The organism is Flavipsychrobacter stenotrophus, assembly GCF_002954265.1.
In the GTDB taxonomy this organism is placed as follows: domain Bacteria; phylum Bacteroidota; class Bacteroidia; order Chitinophagales; family Chitinophagaceae; genus Flavipsychrobacter; species Flavipsychrobacter stenotrophus.
In genome coordinates this window covers 167,675-185,951 of record NZ_PPSL01000002.1, presented here as the reverse complement: position 1 = coordinate 185,951, position 18,277 = coordinate 167,675, and the positions used below count along the sequence as shown (strand labels likewise).

The following is an 18,277-nucleotide window of genomic DNA, read 5'->3' as shown; positions in this document are numbered from 1 at the left end:
CCCTTCTGCATATGCAGAAGAGCTCTTAACTCGTAGTCCGACCAGGATTCGAACCTAGACAAACAGTACCAAAAACTGTGGTGCTACCGTTACACCATCGGACTAACGTTTCCCTTGAAGGGAGTGCAAATGTAAGAACCTTTTTAAAAAATCCCAAATTCTAATTCGATAATTTGATAATTTGGTAATTAGTCAATGAGATGGTAGATACAGATAATGGTATATTGACGTTATAGGTTTTCTTCACTTTGCCTATTCATCTGCACTTCACAACATTTCATTGTGTTCCCGCATGTCATCACATTCCATCACATTTCCGCATTACCCTCATTGTTAAATTGTCAAATTGCCGAATTGTCAAATTAACTTTTCACCTGCGCTTCCATTGCCGCTATGGCCACTATGTTTACTATCTGGCGAACGGTGCTACCCAGCTGCAATACATATACCGGCTTCTTAAGGCCCAGCAGTATAGGCCCTACTGCTTCTGCACCGCCTACTTCCTGCAGTAGATGATAGGCTATGTTGCCGGCTGCCAGGTTAGGGAAGATGAGTACGTTGGGCGATTCATTGACCAAGTCGCTGAAAGGATAGTTTTCCTTAAGCAGTTCCTTGTTAAAGGCCACGCTTGCCTGTACTTCACCGTCTATTATCAGGTCGGGATGTCGCGCTTTTATCTTGGCCACAGCATTGCTTACCGTCAGTGCTTCGGGCGATGTGGTACTACCGAAGTTGGAGTAGGAGAGCATGGCTATACGCGGCTTGATATTAAAGTGTTCTACGGCCTTTGCGGTAAGAAGGGTAATATCTACCAGCTGATCTTCTGTAGGGTTAAAATTGAGCGTTGTATCGGCAAAGAACAGCGGTCCTTTCTTGGTGAGCATGATGTACAATCCCGCTACACGGCCTGCGCCTTCTTCCATTCCTATTATCTCGAGTGCCGGTCTTATGGTGTAAGGATATTTGCGGGTAAGGCCGGATACCAATGCATCGGCACGGCCCTGCTTTACCATCATACAGCCATAGTAAGGGCGCTCGCGCATGATCTTCTTTGCCTCGTAGAGGTTTATGCCGCGGCGTTTGCGCTGTTCAAAGAATAGTTCGCCATAGGCGTTGCGGTTAGCATCTTCGGCATCGCTCTTAGGGTCAATGATCTCTACATCATCCAGGTGAATGTTGTTCTCGGCGATCATCTTGCGGATCTTCGCCTCATTGCCCAGCAATATAGGTATGGCTATACCTTCATCTTTAGCCAACTGTGCTGCCTTCAGTATCTTAATGTTTTCGGCCTCGCTGAATACCACACGTTTCAGTGTTTGCTTGGCCTTGTTGATCACGTGGCGTAGAATGATGTCATCACTGCCCAGGCGCTTGTAGAGCTGGTTTTCATAGGTTTCCCAGTCGGTAATAGGCAGGCGGGCCACACCACTATCTATAGCTGCCTTTGCCACGGCCATGCTCACTGTTACCAGCAGGCGCGGATCCATGGGCTTGGGGATGATGTAGGTGGGGCCGTATTGCAGTGTAATATCGTTGTAGGCCACATTTACAAGGTCGGGCACGGGCTCTTTGGCCAGTGCGGCCAATGCGTGTACCGCAGCCAGTTTCATCTCTTCATTAATAGCCGATGCACGTACATCGAGCGCACCACGGAATATGTATGGAAAGCCTAGTACATTGTTTACCTGGTTAGGGTAGTCGCTGCGACCGGTGGCCATGATCACATCAGGACGGGCCGCAAGTGCATCATCATACGTTATCTCGGGGTTAGGATTAGCCAGCGCAAACACAATTGGCTTTGTACCCATGCCCTTCACCATCTGCTGAGATACCACGCCGCCCTTGCTCAGGCCTATAAATACGTCGGCACCCTTCATGGCGTCTTCAAGGCTCATATCGCCGCAGCTTTGTGCAAACTGAGTCTTATGACTATCCAGGTCTGTGCGCGTTTTAATGATCAGCCCCTTGCTGTCGAACATATACATGTTCTCTACCCGTGCACCCAGCGCCAGGTATATCTTACAGCAAGATATGGCCGATGCACCCGCACCGCTTATTACTATCTTCACATCGGCAATGTTCTTGCCTACAATATCCAGCGCATTCAGCAGCGCAGCTCCACTTATTATGGCCGTACCATGCTGGTCATCGTGCATGATGGGTATCTTCAGTTCGGCCTTCAGACGCGTCTCAATTTCAAAACACTCTGGTGCCTTTATGTCCTCCAGGTTTATGCCGCCAAATGTTGGTTCCAGCGCCTTTACTACCTGTATAAACGCCTCGGGGTCTTTTACATTCAGCTCTATGTCAAACACATCTATGTCGGCATAGATCTTAAACAGCAGGCCCTTGCCCTCCATCACCGGCTTACTGGCCTCGGGGCCTATATCGCCCAGACCCAGCACTGCGGTGCCATTGCTTATCACGGCCACCAGGTTGCCCTTGGCGGTGTACTTATACACATCATCGGGGTTGGCCGCTATATCCAGGCACGGCTCTGCCACACCGGGACTATAGGCCAGCGCCAGGTCGCGCTGTGTTTTGGTTTCTTTGGTAGGTATTACTTCTATCTTACCCGGTCTGCCTTTACTATGGTATTCCAGGGCGTCTTCTTTTCTGATCAGTTGAGCCATGAGTGGTGTTGCGAAATTGAGAGACTAAGTTACGAATATTCACGCGCTAAGGAAAGGTTAAGAATTCGCATCCTTAACTGCCAGCGAGAGCCAGGTCAAAGCGTATTTTCTTTTTGTCAGCGCCTATTTGGGCGTGCCCCACCTTGCGTAAACGTACTTCGTCTTCGTATTCTAAGCTTCATTAAAGGTTACAAAAGGCCTTTTAAGTTAAGTGTATTCGCAACTATCCCTCACGCGAAATACTTCACTTACAACTTGTCAGGGTAGTATCAGACAACTGTTCTTTACTGTGATTATTATTTCGAATCTATAACGCAAATGGTACAAGGTAATATTTACTTCTAGGTTTCATTCCGGAGTGTTATGTTTTAAATAATCATTTAGCATGTTTTACCATGTAGTTGGAAACGAACCTCATTACACCCGAACTCGGCTGGTTTACACTACAGTCTGGAAATTTGGTAAAGGGGGGCAAGGGAGAGGGAGATATGGTTAGGTGCTCAAAGAGAACCGGTCTGATGGCTGTTGGTAGGTGACCGCCTTCCGTGCAAGGATAGTCGGAGACATATGCTCCGGATCTGGCGCGAGCCCGACTCAGGTGATTGCAGGTTCGGGCAAACGAAATACCTTTACTACGGATATGGCCCGATTCTATAACATACATACACACAAAGCACCAGAGCAAAATGAGCATGTATTTTCCATACAAAGCTTGTATGAAGGATTTGATCAGATGCAGCCGGAGTTCTTTTACAGTATAGGGCTACATCCCGGATATCTTACTGACTATGCCAATCAGTTTGAGCAGGTAGAGCGGCTTGCGTCGCAGCCAAATGTATTGGCCGTTGGAGAGTGTGGCCTTGATAAGTTGGTGGAGACACCAATGGACCTACAAAAGGAAATATTCATTAAGCATATAGCACTGGCCAACCGGGTGCAGAAACCATTGATCATACATTGCGTAAAGGCTCATGAACTTATAGTAGAAATATTTGCCCGCCATAAACCCAATGTGCCAGTGATACTTCATGGATTCAATAACAGGTCGGCAATAGCAGCGACGTTTAGCGGGTATTCCTTTTCGTTTGGGGCGGCAATATTCAATGAAAGCTGGCCGGCGGGCGAAGTGCTTGAACATACCTATTCTGATCAGTTTTTTTTAGAGACCGATGATGCTGATATTTCTATTGAAGCTGTTTATGAAAAGGCAGCTGCAATAAGAAATGTGCCAGTAGAAGACCTTATAAAGAGCCAACAATATCATTTTAACCAGATGTTTAATTTTGAAGGATAATGACAGATACTAAATGGCTTTCGCGTACAGAACTATTGATAGGCAATGAAAACCTTACCAAGCTACATAATGCACATGTGCTGGTGGTAGGTATGGGCGGTGTAGGGTCTTTTGTTGCAGAGTTCTTGTGCCGGTCGGGAGTGGGAGAAATGACGATAGTGGATGGGGATATAGTAGACCCAACCAATAGAAACAGGCAATTGCCAGCACTTACATCCACACACGGGCAAAGTAAGGTTGATGTAATGGGAGCAAGGCTGATGGACATCAACCCGGAACTGAAACTGCATATCATAAAGGAGTTCATACAACCAGAGGTAGTAGAATCACTACTGCATGAAAAGCTGGATTATATTGTTGATGCAATAGATAGTATTACACCTAAACAGACGTTTCTGATAGCGGCGTATAAGTCGGGGATGAAATTAGTAAGCTCTATGGGGGCAGGTGGCAAGATGGATCCAACGCAGGTGCGCGTAGCCGATATTGGCAAAACATACAATTGCCCTTTTGCCCAGCAGGTGCGCAAAAACCTGAAAAAGGTGGGTATCTATAAAGGTATCAAAACAGTATTCTCTGCAGAGGAGAACAATAAAGATTCGCTTATTCTGACTGACGGATCTAACTTTAAGAAATCAGCATATGGTACTATGTCTTACCTACCGGCTACATTTGGTGCGGTGCTGACATCGGTGGTGATAAGGGATCTGATGGGGGAGGTGTATTGACTTTAGTTTTATTGGTCTCAAATAAGCGATGATGGTTAGAGATTTTGCGACGAATCTGCCTGTGTCCGTCCGCAATGTCGAGCGTGTGCCTGTAAGTATATCGTATGCAAGATTTAGCCCTTTGTAATAAGAATGAACATAATTGAATTCCGGTTCGCAAATCTAATATGCCGGTTGTTTTTGTCGGGAAAAGGCTCTGAAAATGACAGTTCAAAACCTAATTTTTATCACTTTTTAGAGGTTTGTAATGCTGTGTTGAGCCACTCTAGCGGATTACGAGGGAGGGTGATGATGATCACTTTTCCCGGTGACTAAAGTCATGGTTTGTCGCTTGTGTCGTAAATACGTTTGTTGTAGAAAAATACGATCATGCCATTCTACCACAGCCTGGGTATAGTACCCGAAAAACGACACATTGTAAGCCGCCAACCCAACGGGAAGCTATACCAGGAGGAGTTGGTAGGCACACAGGGTTTTGCCGGTTTGTCTTCATTGGTCTATCATTTGCATCCGCCTACATGTGTGCGGCAGAAGGGTGCACCATATTCTGTGCAGCCGGAGATTGCCATTGATAATGGACTTAATGCGATGAGTTTTATGGGTGCTGATGTAGCGCCTGAAAAGGACTATCTGAAAAGCCGTAAGACGTTGCTTGTAAATGCAGCTATGCATATAGGCCTGGCAGCTCCGCAAGAATCAACCGACTATTTTTATAAGAATGCGGATGCTGATGAAATGCTGTTCGTACACAAGGGTAGTGGCCGCCTGGACACCATGTACGGTTCACTTACTTTCAAGTATGGCGACTATATAGTGATACCGCGTGGTACAGTGTATCAGATCACTTTTGATACGCCGGATAATAAGCTCTTGTATATAGAATCGTTCGACCCGATATTTACGCCACGCCGCTACAGGAACGATTTTGGTCAGTTGCTGGAGCACTCTCCGTTTTGTGAAAGGGACATCAAGCGTCCGGAAAATCTGCAGACCATAGATGCCGAGGGTGAGTTTGCTATCTACATCAAAAAGAAGGGACACATCTTTCCTTACGAGTATCTGTATCATCCGTTTGACGTAGCAGGATGGGATGGTTATCATTATCCTTATACGTTCTCGATCTTCAATTTTGAGCCAATTACTGGTCGCATACACATGCCACCACCTGTGCACCAGACCTTTGAGAGCCGCAATTTTGTAGTGTGCTCTTTTGTGCCGCGCTTGTATGATTATCATCCGCTAGCCGTACCGGCGCCCTATCACCACAGTAATATAGACAGTGATGAGATACTGTATTATGTAGATGGTGACTTTATGAGTCGCAACAATATAAAGGCGGGTCAGCTTACGCTGCACCCCGGCGGTATTCCACATGGTCCTCACCCGGGTGCTATAGAGCGCAGCATTGGTGCTAAGGAAACCAAGGAGCTAGCTGTGATGATAGATCCGTTCCAGCCAATGATGATCACCAAAGAGGCAATGAAGATAGATGTTCCCGACTATTACAAATCATGGTTAACAGCATAAAATTTTAAAGCAATGACAACCACTCCCGATTTAAAAAACGTAACCAATTACAATTACGGCATTGAAAAGATCTTTGATAAAGCACAAGATTTTTTACCGATAAATGGTACGGACTATGTGGAGCTTTACGTAGGTAATGCCAAGCAGTCTGCGCACTATTATAAAACCGCATTTGGCTTTCAGAGTCTGGCATATGCCGGCCTGGAAACGGGTGTTAGAGACAGGGTATCTTATGTGCTGAAGCAGGATAAGATACGCGTTGTGCTGACTACTCCGCTTACTGCTTATGGTCCTATAGCCGAACACATAAAGCAACATGGAGATGGTGTGAAGGTGATAGCCTTGTGGGTAGATGATGCCCGTGCAGCGTTTGAAGCGACTACATCGCGCGGAGCGAAGGTCTATTTTGAACCTAAGGAAAGTACCGACGATAAAGGAACTATAGTAACTGCCGGTATTCATACTTATGGCGAAACTGTTCACATTTTTGTGGAGCGTAAGAACTACAGTGGTGTGTTCATGCCGGGTTATGAGGCTTGGGAATCGGAATACAACCCTACACCTACGGGACTGAAATACATAGACCATATGGTAGGTAATGTGGAGCTGGGTAGCATGAATGAGTGGGCCTCATTTTACGAGAAGGTGATGGGGTTTGCCAACCTGGTGACTTTCGATGATAAGGATATATCAACAGAGTATACGGCATTGATGAGTAAGGTAATGACCAATGGTAATGGTCGTATCAAGTTTCCGATCAATGAGCCTGCAAAGGGATTGAAGAAGTCGCAGGTGGAAGAATATATTGACTTCTATGGCGGAGCCGGTTGCCAGCATATAGCTGTGGCTACCGATGATATTGTATTCACTATCTCTGAGATGAGGAAGCGTGGGGTAGAATTCCTTTACGTGCCTGGTAGCTACTATGATACTGTGGAGCAGCGTGTAGGAGATATATCGGAAGATATGAAGATACTGAAGAGCCTGGGCATAATGGTGGACAGGGATGAGGAAGGGTACCTGCTACAGATATTTACCAAACCGGTGGAAGACAGGCCTACACTGTTTTTCGAGATCATACAGCGGAAGGGTGCAAGGTCTTTTGGTAAGGGTAATTTTCAGGCATTGTTTGAGTCAATAGAGGCAGAACAAGCCAGAAGAGGGACGCTGTAATTGAGTTAAAAAGTTAAGAGGTTGAAAGGTTAAAAGGGTAAAAGTTTAAAAGGTCGGGATTGATTGGAATAGCAGCTTTCTATTTTCTACTATCGACTAATGACTATCTACTCGACACTATCTACTAATGACTATCTACAAAATATATAGATAATGGAACAAGCACAAGACACGCTCCTGCGGGAGTTTGAAGAAAAGATAGAATGTGGTTTTGCCATAGAGCCTAAAGACAGAATGCCTGCAGGATATCGCAAGCACCTGGTCAGGCAGATGAGTCAGCATGCACACTCTGAAGTAATAGGTATGCAGCCGGAAGGTAACTGGGTAACGCGCGCGCCAAGCCTGCGCGCCAAGCAAATATTGCTGGCTAAGATACAGGACGAGGGTGGCCACGGACTATACCTCTATAGCGCAGCTGAAACGCTGGGGGTGAGCAGGGATGAGCTGATAGAGCAGTTGCACACCGGCAAAGCCAAGTACTCAAATATATTTAACTATCCGGCACTGTCGTGGGCTGATATAGGCGCTATAGGCTGGCTGGTAGATGGCGCGGCAATAGTTAACCAGGTATCGTTGCAGCGTACTTCATATGGTCCGTATAGCAGGGCTATGGTGCGTATCTGTAAAGAAGAGAGTTTTCACCAGCGCCAGGGTTATGAGATCATGGCTAAGATGATGGCGGGTACTGCCGATCAGAAGGCCATGGCACAGGATGCAATGAACCGCTGGTGGTGGCCATCGCTGATGATGTTCGGCCCTCATGATAGTGATTCTCCGCATACAGGTGATGCGTTCAAGTGGAAGATCAAGCGCCACTCTAATGACGAGTTACGCCAGAAATTTATAGACAAAACGGTACAACAAGCTGAGGTGATAGGGTTGACTATCCCGGATAAGGATCTTAAATGGAACGAAGAGAAGAAGTGTTACGACCATGGAGAGATCAACTGGGAGGAGTTTTCCCGGGTGATAGGTGGTGATGGTCCTTGCAATAAGCAAAGGATGGAACATCACATAAGTGTGCATAATGAAGGCGCATGGGTGCGCGAGGCAGCAGAAGCATATAGCGCTAAACAACAATATTCAAAGAACGTTTAAACTAAATGAACATGACAGCAGATAATCAACTGGACGTATGGGAAGTATTTATGCAAAGTAAACCCGGCGCCAACTATATACATGCGGGTAGTATTCACGCTTCGGACAAACAGATGGCGCTACAGAATGCACGCGACACCTATTGCCGCCGCGGAGAGGGGACAAGTATCTGGGTAGTGCCATCATCGGCTATTGTAGCTTCTAATCCTGAAGACAATGGTATGTTTTTCGATCCGGCAAATGATAAAATATACCGCCACCCAACTTTTTATGTAATGCCAGAAGGCGCAAAAGCAATTTAATATCATGACAGAGCAACAAGCTTTATATAAATATTCACTGAGGCTGGGAGATAATGCGTTGATACTATCTGCGCGCCTGTCTGAGTGGTGCAGCAATGCTCCTTTTCTTGAGGAGGATCTTGCAGTGACAAATATGGCACTGGACCTGATAGGCCGTGCCCAGGCAATGCTGAAATATGCAGGTGAGGTTGACGGTAATAGTAAGACCGAGGACGACCTTGCTTACCGACGTGGGGAGCGTGACTACTACAATAATCTGATCATGGAATTGCCTAACGGTGATTTCGCATATACAATGGTTCGTCAATTGTTCGTGTCTACTTTTGAGTTGTTCTTCTATGAAGAATTGCAAAAGAGCACGGATGCTACACTGGCTGCGATAGCCGCTAAGACACTGAAGGAAGTGAAGTATCATCACCTGCATGCCAAAGACTGGGTAATACGCCTGGGAGATGGTACAGAGGAAAGTAACAGGCGGGTACAGCAGGCAGTTAACCAGCTATGGATGTATACAGGTGAGTTATTTGAGATGGACGGCACAGATGCATTACTCATGAAGGATGGAATAGCTGTAAATGCAGAGCATCTTAAAATGGGTTGGATACAAATGGTGACGCAGATACTGGCATTGGCCAATATAGAGCTGCCGGCAGATGGTTATATGCAATCCGGCAGCCGAATGGGTATTCATACAGAACACCTTGGTCATATACTGTCTGAGATGCAATATTTACAACGAGCTTACCCGGATGCAACATGGTAGTTTCCCGCTTTGATAAAGAACAAATACTAGACATCCTCGCTACCATCCCTGATCCTGAAATACCGGTAGTGAATATACTGGAGATGGGTATGGTAAAGGATGTTGTAATTGGTGATGATGGCTATGAAGTTATTATTACACCTACTTATAGCGGATGCCCGGCGGTGGGAATGATCACCGCCGACATTCGCAGTACACTTGAAGCAAAGGGCGTGGTGCCAACCACTGTGAGGATGGTCTATGATCCTGCCTGGACAACAGACTGGATGACTGATGTAGCTAAGAAAAAACTTCATGACTATGGGATCGCGCCGCCGTTACATTCTTCGTGTAATGACGAGATGCTGGATAATAATACAATAACGTGTCCGCGCTGTGGCAGTGAGCGCACGCACCTATTGAGTAGGTTTGGGTCTACCGCATGTAAGGCGCTTTATAAGTGTGATGCTTGCCTGGAGCCGTTTGAATATTTTAAATGCCACTAATTAATTATCATGGAGCACATAAAATTTGTTGCTAAAGATCAGCAGGAAAAACAATTTACTGCTGACTTAAGGAAGAATGTTAAGCAATATTTTGAAGATAATAACCTCTCTATAAAAGGCGACTCGCGGCTATATGTCAAGACCATTGTTATGGTCTCTCTTTATCTTGTTCCATTTATTGTAATGTTGGCGATGCCGGTGCCTGCCGGGGTTGCGGCATTGCTGTGTGTGGTAATGGGCATAGGTGTAGCTGGTACCGGTATGGGGGTAATGCATGATGCGGTGCACGGTGCCTACTCACATAAGGTGTGGGTGAATAAACTGATGGGTGGCACACTTTACTTGTTGGGCAGTAATGTACTTAACTGGAAACTACAGCACAATGTTTTTCATCATGCTTATACTAATGTAGGCGGCATTGACGAAGACATTGATACCAAAGGTCCAATTCGCCTCGCGGAGCAGGCGCCACTCAAGAAGATCCACTACTACCAGCATATTTACGCATTTGCGCTTTATGGATTGCTGACCATATCTAAGTTGTTTAAAGATTTTACCCAACTGGCTCGGTATAACAAGGCAGGTGTTACCAAGAACTATATGGAGTCGCCGGCGTGGGAGTATACCAAGATGGTAGTTATTAAGCTGGCATATCTTGTAGCTATTATAGGGTTGCCAATAGTATTTACTTCGTTTACCTGGTGGCAGGTAGCTATCGGCTTCTTTATCATGCACTGGACCGCCGGGTTTATTCTCAGTACTATCTTTCAGATGGCACATGTGGTAGAAGGTGCAGAGCAGCCTGTGGCAGATAGTGCGGGCCACATTAATCATGCATGGGCAGTACATGAGTTGCAGACAACATCAGACTTTGCCCGTAACAATAGCCTTGTCAACTGGTATGTTGGTGGTTTGAACTTTCAGATTGAGCATCATTTGTTTCCCAATATCAGCCACGTGCACTACCGTAAGATATCTTATATAGTGGAACGTACGGCCAAGCAATACGGAATCAACTATAATCTTAAGCCATCATTCAGAGCTGCGATCAGGTCGCATATTGTAAAACTAAAGGAACTGGGCCGTCAGCCGGCCTATCAACACTAACTTTAAAACATTAAGCCATGTTTATTCAACAGATCTACACCAATTGCCTGGCTCATGCCGCTTATTATATTGAGTCGGGCAATGAAGCCGCGGTTATTGATCCGCTACGAGATTACAATCAGTATGCCGCAATTGCTGAGGCAAGGGGTGCAACTATCAAGTATATTTTTGAGACACATTTCCATGCCGATTTTGTGTCGGGTCACATAGATCTTGCAGAGAAGACAGGTGGAGTAATTGTGTTTGGACCTGGCGCTACGCCGGGTTATAAGGCATACATAGCGGAAGACGGAGAGGTTATGCACCTGGGCAATACGAAGCTTGAGGTATTGCATACCCCGGGCCATACGGTAGAGTCCATCTGCGTATTGTTGTATGATGAGCAGGGGCGTAAACATGCTGTATTTACTGGTGATACACTATTTGCAGGAGATGTTGGTCGCCCCGACCTTATGAGTGGTAATCATTCAAAAGAAGAGCTGGCAGCAATGCTGTTTGACTCACTACAAACCAAGCTAAAGACATTGCCTATAGATACGCTTGTTTATCCCGGCCACGGTGCAGGCTCTGCTTGTGGTAAGAATATCAGTTCACGATCTTTCTCAACAATTGAAGAGGAGGAGGATAGTAACTATGCCATGAAGATCACTGACAAAGATGAATTCATTAAGGCGGTTACTGCCGATCTACCACATGTGCCGGGTTACTTCTTTACTGATGCGGGGATAAATAAAAATGGCTATAAACCATTTGATGAAGTGCTAGCTTCAGCACTGGTACCTATGACTATGCAGCAATTTATAGCGCAGTATAATAATGGTTGTACTATCCTCGATACCCGCAACCCAATGGTATTTGCCACGGGATGCATTCCGGGTGCCATAAACATAGGCCTTACGGGAGACTTCGCAGTTTGGGTCGGTACACTCATTGCCCCGGGCACGAAATTGCTATTAGTGGCGGAGCCGGGTAAAGAAAAAGAGGCGATCGAACGATTGGCACGTATAGGTTATGAAAGTGTACAGGGATGTTTGCAAAACGGAATGGCAGATTGGCTGGCTGCCGATAAATATTGCGACCGGATCACCACCTATACCGGCAAGGAATGTGAGGCATTGCTGGATACCACCAGCTATCAGTTACTGGATGTTCGTAACAGGCGCGAAGTGGCCAAACATCGTATGATAGGCGCTACTCACATACCGCTCAATGAACTGAAGCTAAAAATGGGGACATTGGACAAACACGTTAACTGGCTTATCTATTGTGCAGGTGGGTATAGGTCTATGATCGCAGCATCTTTGCTCAGATCAGGAGGATTTCAACATGTGGCGAGTGTAGAAGGTGGTATACAAGAAATTCTAAGTACTGTACCGCAATTGGTAGAGATGCCAGATAATGATACAGAGTAATTTTTAGCACGATCATGAAGCTGGTTTCGGCAATGCCGGTGCCTTAGTCAGTATCAGATCAACAGCCCATCCGGATGCCGGATGGGCTGTGTTATTGTATGCTTTTAAAAGCAACCATTTTTTTAAAAAAATCAGGTTGCGATAATGAAGCTTGGTTTATTAGTCGTTGTAGGTGCGGGGCACTTTAGGATCTGTGATGATGATGTAGTCGCCAAACTTCTTATACTTGCTCCAGTCAACTTTCGGGAAGGTATCATCGCTGGCGGTTGATACTATCATTCGTTTTAGTTTGGGGTTGTAGTTAAGCAGTTGAGTGGCGATTGCAAATCCTTCGTCGCTATGGAATTTACCGTTTACCTGCATTATCTTTTTTAGCTTGTATTTCTTTTTGTACTGCGCTATTGAGTAGGCCATTGTTGCATCCCAAAGAGATTGTGCCACTACCAGGTCGAATCCGCCCATATTAGGTGGAGGTGCCGGTTGGGTGCTGTCCGTGCCGGTTGCATGTTCGCTCACGCCGGTAAGCTTTTCCAGGTATTTACCTTTAGCAACAGCGTAGGGTAGCGGCGCAATGTTGTCTTTAGATATTGCGGGTAGATCTTTCAGGAATTCCTGGCCTTTGCGGCCGGCAAGGTTGGCGTAGCGTGCGGGTGCATTGGCGCAGACTACATCAATCTGAAACTCTTTTGCGAATTCGATCATTGGTTTGTAGTCGCGGTAATTGCTCCACGCGCGGGCATCTTTAATGAAGTGTTTTTCCTTAATAAACCCCTTAAGGAATTCATTCATTACAGGCTGCACATCTCTGTCGAACATTTCCATAGACAATGCAAGGTCGTTGCCATATTTATTGAACAGCAGTTCAAAGAGGGCTCTTTCTAAATAATGTGTAACGCTGTCATTATGCTCTTCACCAAACAATAGTATGTCGTAGTTGATAAGGTCTTCGGCTACCACATTAAGCGGTACTTCTTTGTCGAGCTTGACGGAGTAGATGCGATAGTTAGCATCAGAGATCTGTGCTTTCGAAGAAAATGCAAGGGGTAAAAGGAAAATTAGGAGTAAGTACTTTTTCATTCCAGTGGTTTTGGTAAAGCTACTATTTTTCTGAAACCAATAATTAACGTTTGCCACAAAAAGCCCCAATGATAAGTAGATCAACTTATCATTGGGGCGGGTATTGAGATTGTTATTGAACTTATGATTTGGCCAAAGATCCCTTCAGGAAGTCTATGACTTTTACTTCGGTTGCGTCTAGTTCACGCAGATCAGCAAGGATAACAGATACCCAGTCGGTAAGGTGAATGAGGTAGAATGCCTTCTCCCAATAAGATTTACCTTGCGAATAGATCTCAATGATATTTGGTGTGTACTTCTTAATTATCTTCTTATTGATCTCCATTCTTGTTTGTACGCGCTCATAGTCGTCATCATTTCTGAGTAGTATGACCACTTTGTCCTTAGCTTCGTCTCTCCAGCCTACCAGTTCATTATGGTTCATTTCCGGTATTACACCGTGCCAGCAAAGCATTTTACTGTTTTCATTGAGCTGCTGTCGGAAACGTATAGCTACACCCTCGAAATTAGAAGCTGAATAGATAACAGGTATCTTCCCCAATATCTTCTTAGCTATTGCTGCTGCTTTTTTCTGTGTATCTTTTTCTGCTGCCTTCATTTCTTTGATAGTAGCAGTAATGTCTTTTTCAAATTTGTTATCGATCAGTCCGAAATGATTGAGTGTATAAAGTATTTGTATCAATGAGTAGCCGAGGCATGAGCGTGGTGGCATGCCCGCAGGTACCAGTATACAATCAAGCCCTTTTTTCTTAGCTATTTCAGAAACTTTACCACCCGATGTAATACAGACAACTGTTGCCTTCATTTTAATAGCATGGTTCAATGCATCAATTGTTTCTTCGGTATTTCCCGAATAAGAGCAAACAATTATGAGTGTGTTTTTTCCGACAAAAGATGGCAGGAAATAGTCTTTATTGACAACGAAAGGCATTTTCAGTTTATCGAAAACGAAATTCTGAACGATGGAGGCGCCAATGCCACTACCACCTAAGCCGGTAACGACAACGTTAGAAAAGTCAGCTGTGGGTGTAACAAAGCGGTGATTTTTACCTATTATTAAACCCTCTTGAAGTTGGGTCGAGAATTCGTGTACTAACTTTTTCATGCTACATTTATCATTTTAATGTCCAAACATAGTGAAATTGGTATTAAGGGAGAACAATTAGCAGAAGAGTTTTTGCTAAATAAAGGTTATAGTATACTAAATCGTAATTGGCGGAGTGGTAGAAAGGAAGTGGATATTGTTGCGTTTATTGATAATACAGTGGTTATTGTGGAGGTAAAAACGAGGTCGGCCACGGTGTTCGGATTTCCGGAAGAGGCTGTGAATTTGCGCAAGCAACGGCATTTGCGTGTTGCCGCGGAGTCATATTTACTGGAAAATCCACGGTATATAAACATCAGGTTTGACATTGTCAGTATAGTCATAAAGGGAGGCAGTGTGCAGGAGATCGTACATTTTGAATCGGCCTTTTATTAATATAAAAATAATGATGGTTGTATCTGTGTGTTAAAATGGATCAGAGTAACAATAATTTGAATTAATTTTATCAGCAACGTAAAAGATTATAGATGAAAAAAATATTTACCACTCTGGGTTTAAGTTTCCTGACCTTCATAGCACAGGGGCAGGAGAAGCAAGTGCCGAAGTTGTCTGCTCCCACAAGGCATTACCTTGCGGCGGTTAGTAAGGCTTCAGACAAAGAGGCTATGATGCCTGATTATGTTTATAAACTGATCAATAATAAGTACTACATCAGCGCTATGGTAAAGATGCGCAATGGCGCAGATCAGACTGCCTTAGATGCGCTGGGCGTTTATGTGGGCACTAGAGCCGGAAGCATCTGGACCGCCCAGATACCCGTGAATAAACTGGAAGCATTCACACAATTGCCATCTGTAGAATATATAGAGTTGGATGCACCGATATTTCCGGTATTAGATTCGGCGAGGAAGCAGACCAGGGCCGATTCGGCACAGAAAGGTATTTACCTGCCCTATCCCATGACGGGTAAGAATGTGGTAACCGGTATCATTGATGCCGGATTTGACTACAATCACACTACGTTTTATGATACTACCCGTGGCGGCTACAGGATAAAGAGGATCTGGGCGCAGAAGAATACCGGCACTCCTCCTGTAGGATTTGCATACGGCAGAGAAATTACGGACACCAATGTCATGCGGACCGTAGGGTATGATACGGCCATCACATCGCACGGTACACATGTTGCCGGCATAACGGCAGGCTCGGGCGTTGATGGTGGAGTAGGAGGCAAATACCGCGGTATGGCTTATGAAAGTGATATAGTACTGGTGGGTATCATGCCACACCCATCTCAGTGGATAGGTACCGGAGTATCGGATGTAATAGACGGAATGAACTACATATACAATTATGCAGCCTCTGTTAGTAAGCCTGCAGTAGTCAATCTTAGCTGGGGTAGTACTTTAGGCTCACATGATGGTTCTTCTTTGTTTAGTATGGCTGCTGATGCGCTTACCGGACCGGGAAGGATATTTGTTTGTGCGGCTGGTAATAACGGACAAGACACAGTGCATATTGAGAAAGTGTTCGCATTTACCGATACGCTGGTTCACACATTCGTGAATTTCTCTCCATATCTTGATACCGCGCACCAGATGACCTATGTAGATGTTTGGGGCGAGCCAGGGCAAACTTTTTGCCTTAATACAAGACTATTTAATGGGGCAACCGCAATAGACTCAACCCGCTTTATCTGCCTTTCTGCAGATTCGACCTATGATATGCATATGATAGGTAGTAATGGCGATACCTGTTTTGTTAGTATTACTACTTCACCCATAGCATTTAATGGCAGGCCACGAGCATATGTATACTTTCACAGCAAGGTGCACGATGCCATTTGCCTGAGTGTTATGGGCCAGAGCGGTACCAGAATAAATATGTGGGAAGGCTTTCTGATACCGCCAAGCGGGTATTATGGTTCGCTTACCAGTCATGGCTTTCCATGGGCAGTAAATGGTGATGTAAATATGACGGTATCTGATATTGGTTCAACCAGGTCCGCAATTACCGTTGCGGCTTACAATACTAAGGTGAGTTTTAAGAATATTTCAGGCGCAACTTATAGTTATACCGGTGCCGTAAGAGGAAAGCTGGCGTCATTCTCCAGCCACGGTCCAACCATGGACAATCGCGTTAAGCCGGATATTGCAGGTCCGGGTCTCGGAGTAGTATCTGCGGTAAGTTCGTATGATCCTTCATTTTCTGTAGGTGGTAGTGAATACTCAAGCGTGATCAGCAATCATCTTGATGCGATAAGCAGCAGGACATATAGCTATGCTATCCTTGCAGGTACGTCCATGGCATCACCATGCGTATCGGGAATAGTGGCAATGATGCTGCAGTATAATCCAAACCTGACACCTGATTCTGTGAAATCGCTGATCAATATTAATGCTATTAAAGACACATTTACAAGTGTAACATTACCTGCCACAGGTACAAATCTCTGGGGGCATGGTAAGATCAATGCTTACAGAACGCTCCGCTATATGGTAGGCAACCTTAGTGTGGCGCATGAAGGCATGGACCCGATGGATTGTATCTTGTATCCTAATCCGGGCAAAGGTGACTTTACGCTGAGCTTTAGCGCTAAGGCAGCAGAGCAACTGACGGTAAGTGTATTTGACATTACGGGTAAGATGGTCAACTTTCAGAACTGGAATGTAAATACAGGAGCAAATAGTAAAGAGCTAAACCTGACACAGCTGGCTAAGGGTATTTACTTCACAAAGGTGAATTCGGCCACCGGTCATGTGGTAATAAAGACTGTGATAGAGTAATTTTCAATACTTATTTTGGATAAGCGGCAGCTGATTAAGGTCATCTGCCGCTTGTTTTTATTAAGGCTGTTTGCACATTTGGAAATATTATTCTTGATGTGTAAGTATAATACTTACAGAAGTAATTAAATTTCCTACTTTTGCCAAAATTTTAAAAGCATTGCGTAGTTGGTGGTGGAAAATATTTGGCGGATTGCTGGTGGGTTATACCATAATAGGTGGACTGCTTATGCCTGTGCCTCGCCTGGATATTCTGAATGAAACGATACGCAATCTTTACTTTCACGTGCCTATGTGGTTTACCATGATCATCCTTTTTGCGGGAGCGTTCATTTATTCCATAAAGTATCTTAATTCTGGTAACCTGAAGGATGATATTTTTGCCGTCCAGCTTACAAATACCGGTATCTTCTTTAGTATATTGGGTATGCTTACCGGCATGGAGTGGGCGCAATATACCTGGGGCGAGGCGTGGAGCAATGACCCTAAACAATTGGGGACGGCGTTATGTATGCTGATCTATTTCGCCTACGCAATACTACGTAATGGTATAAAGGACGATGAAAAGAAGGCCAAGATAAGTGCGGTGTACAATATATTTGCCTTTGCAATGATGATTCCGCTGATCTTTATTTTGCCAAGGATGGTTGATTCTTTGCACCCGGGTAATGGTGGAAATCCAGCATTCAAGCAATATGACCTGGACAGGAACATGCGAATGGTATTTTATCCGGCAGTAATAGGCTGGATACTGGTGGGATGTTGGATAGCGAGTTTAAAGACGAGGGTCGGTTTAATCAAGTATAACAAGGAAGAAAAGTCACTACAATCAGACTTTGAAAAATAA

Annotated in this window: 15 protein-coding genes, 1 tRNA gene and 1 pseudogene; 13 read left to right on the top strand and 4 right to left on the bottom strand. The window is 44.9% G+C overall.

All coding sequences use genetic code 11. The features are described 5' to 3' along the window. Positions 1–33: 33 nt before the first annotated feature. Both CJD36_RS05960 and CJD36_RS23870 read right to left on the bottom strand, forming a co-directional pair. Positions 34–104, bottom strand: a tRNA-Gln gene (locus CJD36_RS05960). Positions 105–362: 258 nt separating this feature from the next. Further along, complete coding sequence (locus CJD36_RS23870) at positions 363–2,633, bottom strand: NADP-dependent malic enzyme (protein WP_105038223.1); 2,271 nt, start codon at positions 2,631–2,633, stop codon at positions 363–365. A gap of 640 nt (positions 2,634–3,273) precedes the next feature. Between CJD36_RS23870 and CJD36_RS05950 the strand changes: the two genes are divergently transcribed. The 10 genes from CJD36_RS05950 (at position 3,274) to CJD36_RS05905 (ending at position 12,522) form a co-directional block, all read left to right on the top strand. After that, positions 3,274–3,927, top strand: coding sequence for a TatD family hydrolase (locus CJD36_RS05950; protein WP_105038222.1), 654 nt, complete (start codon positions 3,274–3,276; stop codon positions 3,925–3,927). Further along, complete coding sequence (locus CJD36_RS05945) at positions 3,927–4,655, top strand: tRNA threonylcarbamoyladenosine dehydratase (RefSeq protein ID WP_105038221.1); 729 nt, start codon at positions 3,927–3,929, stop codon at positions 4,653–4,655. Before CJD36_RS05950 ends, CJD36_RS05945 begins: the two co-directional genes overlap by 1 nt. 369 nt (positions 4,656–5,024) lie before the next feature. Then, positions 5,025–6,182, top strand: coding sequence for a homogentisate 1,2-dioxygenase (locus CJD36_RS05940; RefSeq protein WP_105038220.1), 1,158 nt, complete (start codon positions 5,025–5,027; stop codon positions 6,180–6,182). 12 nt (positions 6,183–6,194) lie between these two features. After that, the gene (gene hppD / locus CJD36_RS05935; RefSeq protein WP_105038219.1) at positions 6,195–7,355 is read left to right on the top strand and encodes a 4-hydroxyphenylpyruvate dioxygenase; all 1,161 of its coding nucleotides are present in this window, start codon (positions 6,195–6,197) and stop codon (positions 7,353–7,355) included. A 153-nt stretch (positions 7,356–7,508) separates the two neighbouring features. Further along, a complete protein-coding gene (paaA, locus tag CJD36_RS05930) occupies positions 7,509–8,453 on the top strand; it encodes a 1,2-phenylacetyl-CoA epoxidase subunit PaaA (RefSeq protein ID WP_105038218.1) in 945 nt (314 codons plus the stop codon). Between the two features lie 11 nt (positions 8,454–8,464). Next, positions 8,465–8,755, top strand: coding sequence for a 1,2-phenylacetyl-CoA epoxidase subunit PaaB (gene paaB, locus CJD36_RS05925; protein ID WP_105039027.1), 291 nt, complete (start codon positions 8,465–8,467; stop codon positions 8,753–8,755). Positions 8,756–8,759: 4 nt separating this feature from the next. Next, positions 8,760–9,518 carry a 1,2-phenylacetyl-CoA epoxidase subunit PaaC gene (gene paaC / locus CJD36_RS05920; RefSeq protein ID WP_105038217.1) on the top strand — a complete coding sequence of 253 codons (759 nt, stop codon included), beginning with the start codon at positions 8,760–8,762 and terminating at the stop codon, positions 9,516–9,518. After that, complete coding sequence (gene paaD / locus CJD36_RS05915; protein ID WP_105038216.1) at positions 9,512–10,003, top strand: 1,2-phenylacetyl-CoA epoxidase subunit PaaD; 492 nt, start codon at positions 9,512–9,514, stop codon at positions 10,001–10,003. The genes paaC and paaD overlap by 7 nt, the downstream gene beginning before the upstream one ends. Positions 10,004–10,012: 9 nt before the next feature. Beyond that, complete coding sequence (locus tag CJD36_RS05910) at positions 10,013–11,110, top strand: fatty acid desaturase family protein (protein ID WP_105038215.1); 1,098 nt, start codon at positions 10,013–10,015, stop codon at positions 11,108–11,110. A gap of 17 nt (positions 11,111–11,127) precedes the next feature. Then, positions 11,128–12,522, top strand: a complete 1,395-nt coding sequence (locus CJD36_RS05905) for an MBL fold metallo-hydrolase (protein WP_105038214.1) — start codon at positions 11,128–11,130, stop codon at positions 12,520–12,522. A gap of 159 nt (positions 12,523–12,681) precedes the next feature. On the opposite strand, the gene CJD36_RS05900 is transcribed toward CJD36_RS05905, so the two are convergent. Beyond that, positions 12,682–13,599 carry a ChaN family lipoprotein gene (locus tag CJD36_RS05900; protein WP_105038213.1) on the bottom strand — a complete coding sequence of 306 codons (918 nt, stop codon included), beginning with the start codon at positions 13,597–13,599 and terminating at the stop codon, positions 12,682–12,684. A 121-nt stretch (positions 13,600–13,720) separates the two neighbouring features. Beyond that, a pseudogene (locus tag CJD36_RS05895) lies at positions 13,721–14,707 on the bottom strand (bifunctional phosphoglucose/phosphomannose isomerase); the annotation flags it as partial. 15 nt (positions 14,708–14,722) lie between these two features. Here CJD36_RS05895 and CJD36_RS05890 point away from each other — a divergent pair. The 3 genes from CJD36_RS05890 to ccsA all read left to right on the top strand — a co-directional run bounded on the left by CJD36_RS05890 (position 14,723) and on the right by ccsA (position 18,277). After that, positions 14,723–15,079 (top strand): YraN family protein, encoded by a 357-nt coding sequence (locus CJD36_RS05890; RefSeq protein WP_105038211.1) that lies wholly within the window; start codon positions 14,723–14,725, stop codon positions 15,077–15,079. A gap of 92 nt (positions 15,080–15,171) precedes the next feature. Next, positions 15,172–17,430: a S8/S53 family peptidase gene (locus CJD36_RS05885; protein ID WP_105038210.1), complete on the top strand. Its 2,259-nt coding sequence runs from the start codon at positions 15,172–15,174 to the stop codon at positions 17,428–17,430. A 160-nt stretch (positions 17,431–17,590) separates the two neighbouring features. Beyond that, complete coding sequence (gene ccsA, locus CJD36_RS05880; protein WP_105038209.1) at positions 17,591–18,277, top strand: cytochrome c biogenesis protein CcsA; 687 nt, start codon at positions 17,591–17,593, stop codon at positions 18,275–18,277.

Excerpts from the sequence above, each read along its gene's own strand:
- CJD36_RS23870 (WP_105038223.1), bottom strand. The coding sequence starts at position 2,633 with ATGGCTCAACTGATCAGAAAAGAAGACGCCCTGGAATACCATAGTAAA.
- CJD36_RS05950 (WP_105038222.1), top strand. The coding sequence starts at position 3,274 with ATGGCCCGATTCTATAACATACATACACACAAAGCACCAGAGCAAAAT.
- CJD36_RS05945 (WP_105038221.1), top strand. The coding sequence starts at position 3,927 with ATGACAGATACTAAATGGCTTTCGCGTACAGAACTATTGATAGGCAAT.
- CJD36_RS05940 (WP_105038220.1), top strand. The coding sequence starts at position 5,025 with ATGCCATTCTACCACAGCCTGGGTATAGTACCCGAAAAACGACACATT.
- hppD (WP_105038219.1), top strand. The coding sequence starts at position 6,195 with ATGACAACCACTCCCGATTTAAAAAACGTAACCAATTACAATTACGGC.
- paaA (WP_105038218.1), top strand. The coding sequence starts at position 7,509 with ATGGAACAAGCACAAGACACGCTCCTGCGGGAGTTTGAAGAAAAGATA.
- paaB (WP_105039027.1), top strand. The coding sequence starts at position 8,465 with ATGACAGCAGATAATCAACTGGACGTATGGGAAGTATTTATGCAAAGT.
- paaC (WP_105038217.1), top strand. The coding sequence starts at position 8,760 with ATGACAGAGCAACAAGCTTTATATAAATATTCACTGAGGCTGGGAGAT.
- paaD (WP_105038216.1), top strand. The coding sequence starts at position 9,512 with ATGGTAGTTTCCCGCTTTGATAAAGAACAAATACTAGACATCCTCGCT.
- CJD36_RS05910 (WP_105038215.1), top strand. The coding sequence starts at position 10,013 with ATGGAGCACATAAAATTTGTTGCTAAAGATCAGCAGGAAAAACAATTT.
- CJD36_RS05905 (WP_105038214.1), top strand. The coding sequence starts at position 11,128 with ATGTTTATTCAACAGATCTACACCAATTGCCTGGCTCATGCCGCTTAT.
- CJD36_RS05900 (WP_105038213.1), bottom strand. The coding sequence starts at position 13,599 with ATGAAAAAGTACTTACTCCTAATTTTCCTTTTACCCCTTGCATTTTCT.
- CJD36_RS05890 (WP_105038211.1), top strand. The coding sequence starts at position 14,723 with ATGTCCAAACATAGTGAAATTGGTATTAAGGGAGAACAATTAGCAGAA.
- CJD36_RS05885 (WP_105038210.1), top strand. The coding sequence starts at position 15,172 with ATGAAAAAAATATTTACCACTCTGGGTTTAAGTTTCCTGACCTTCATA.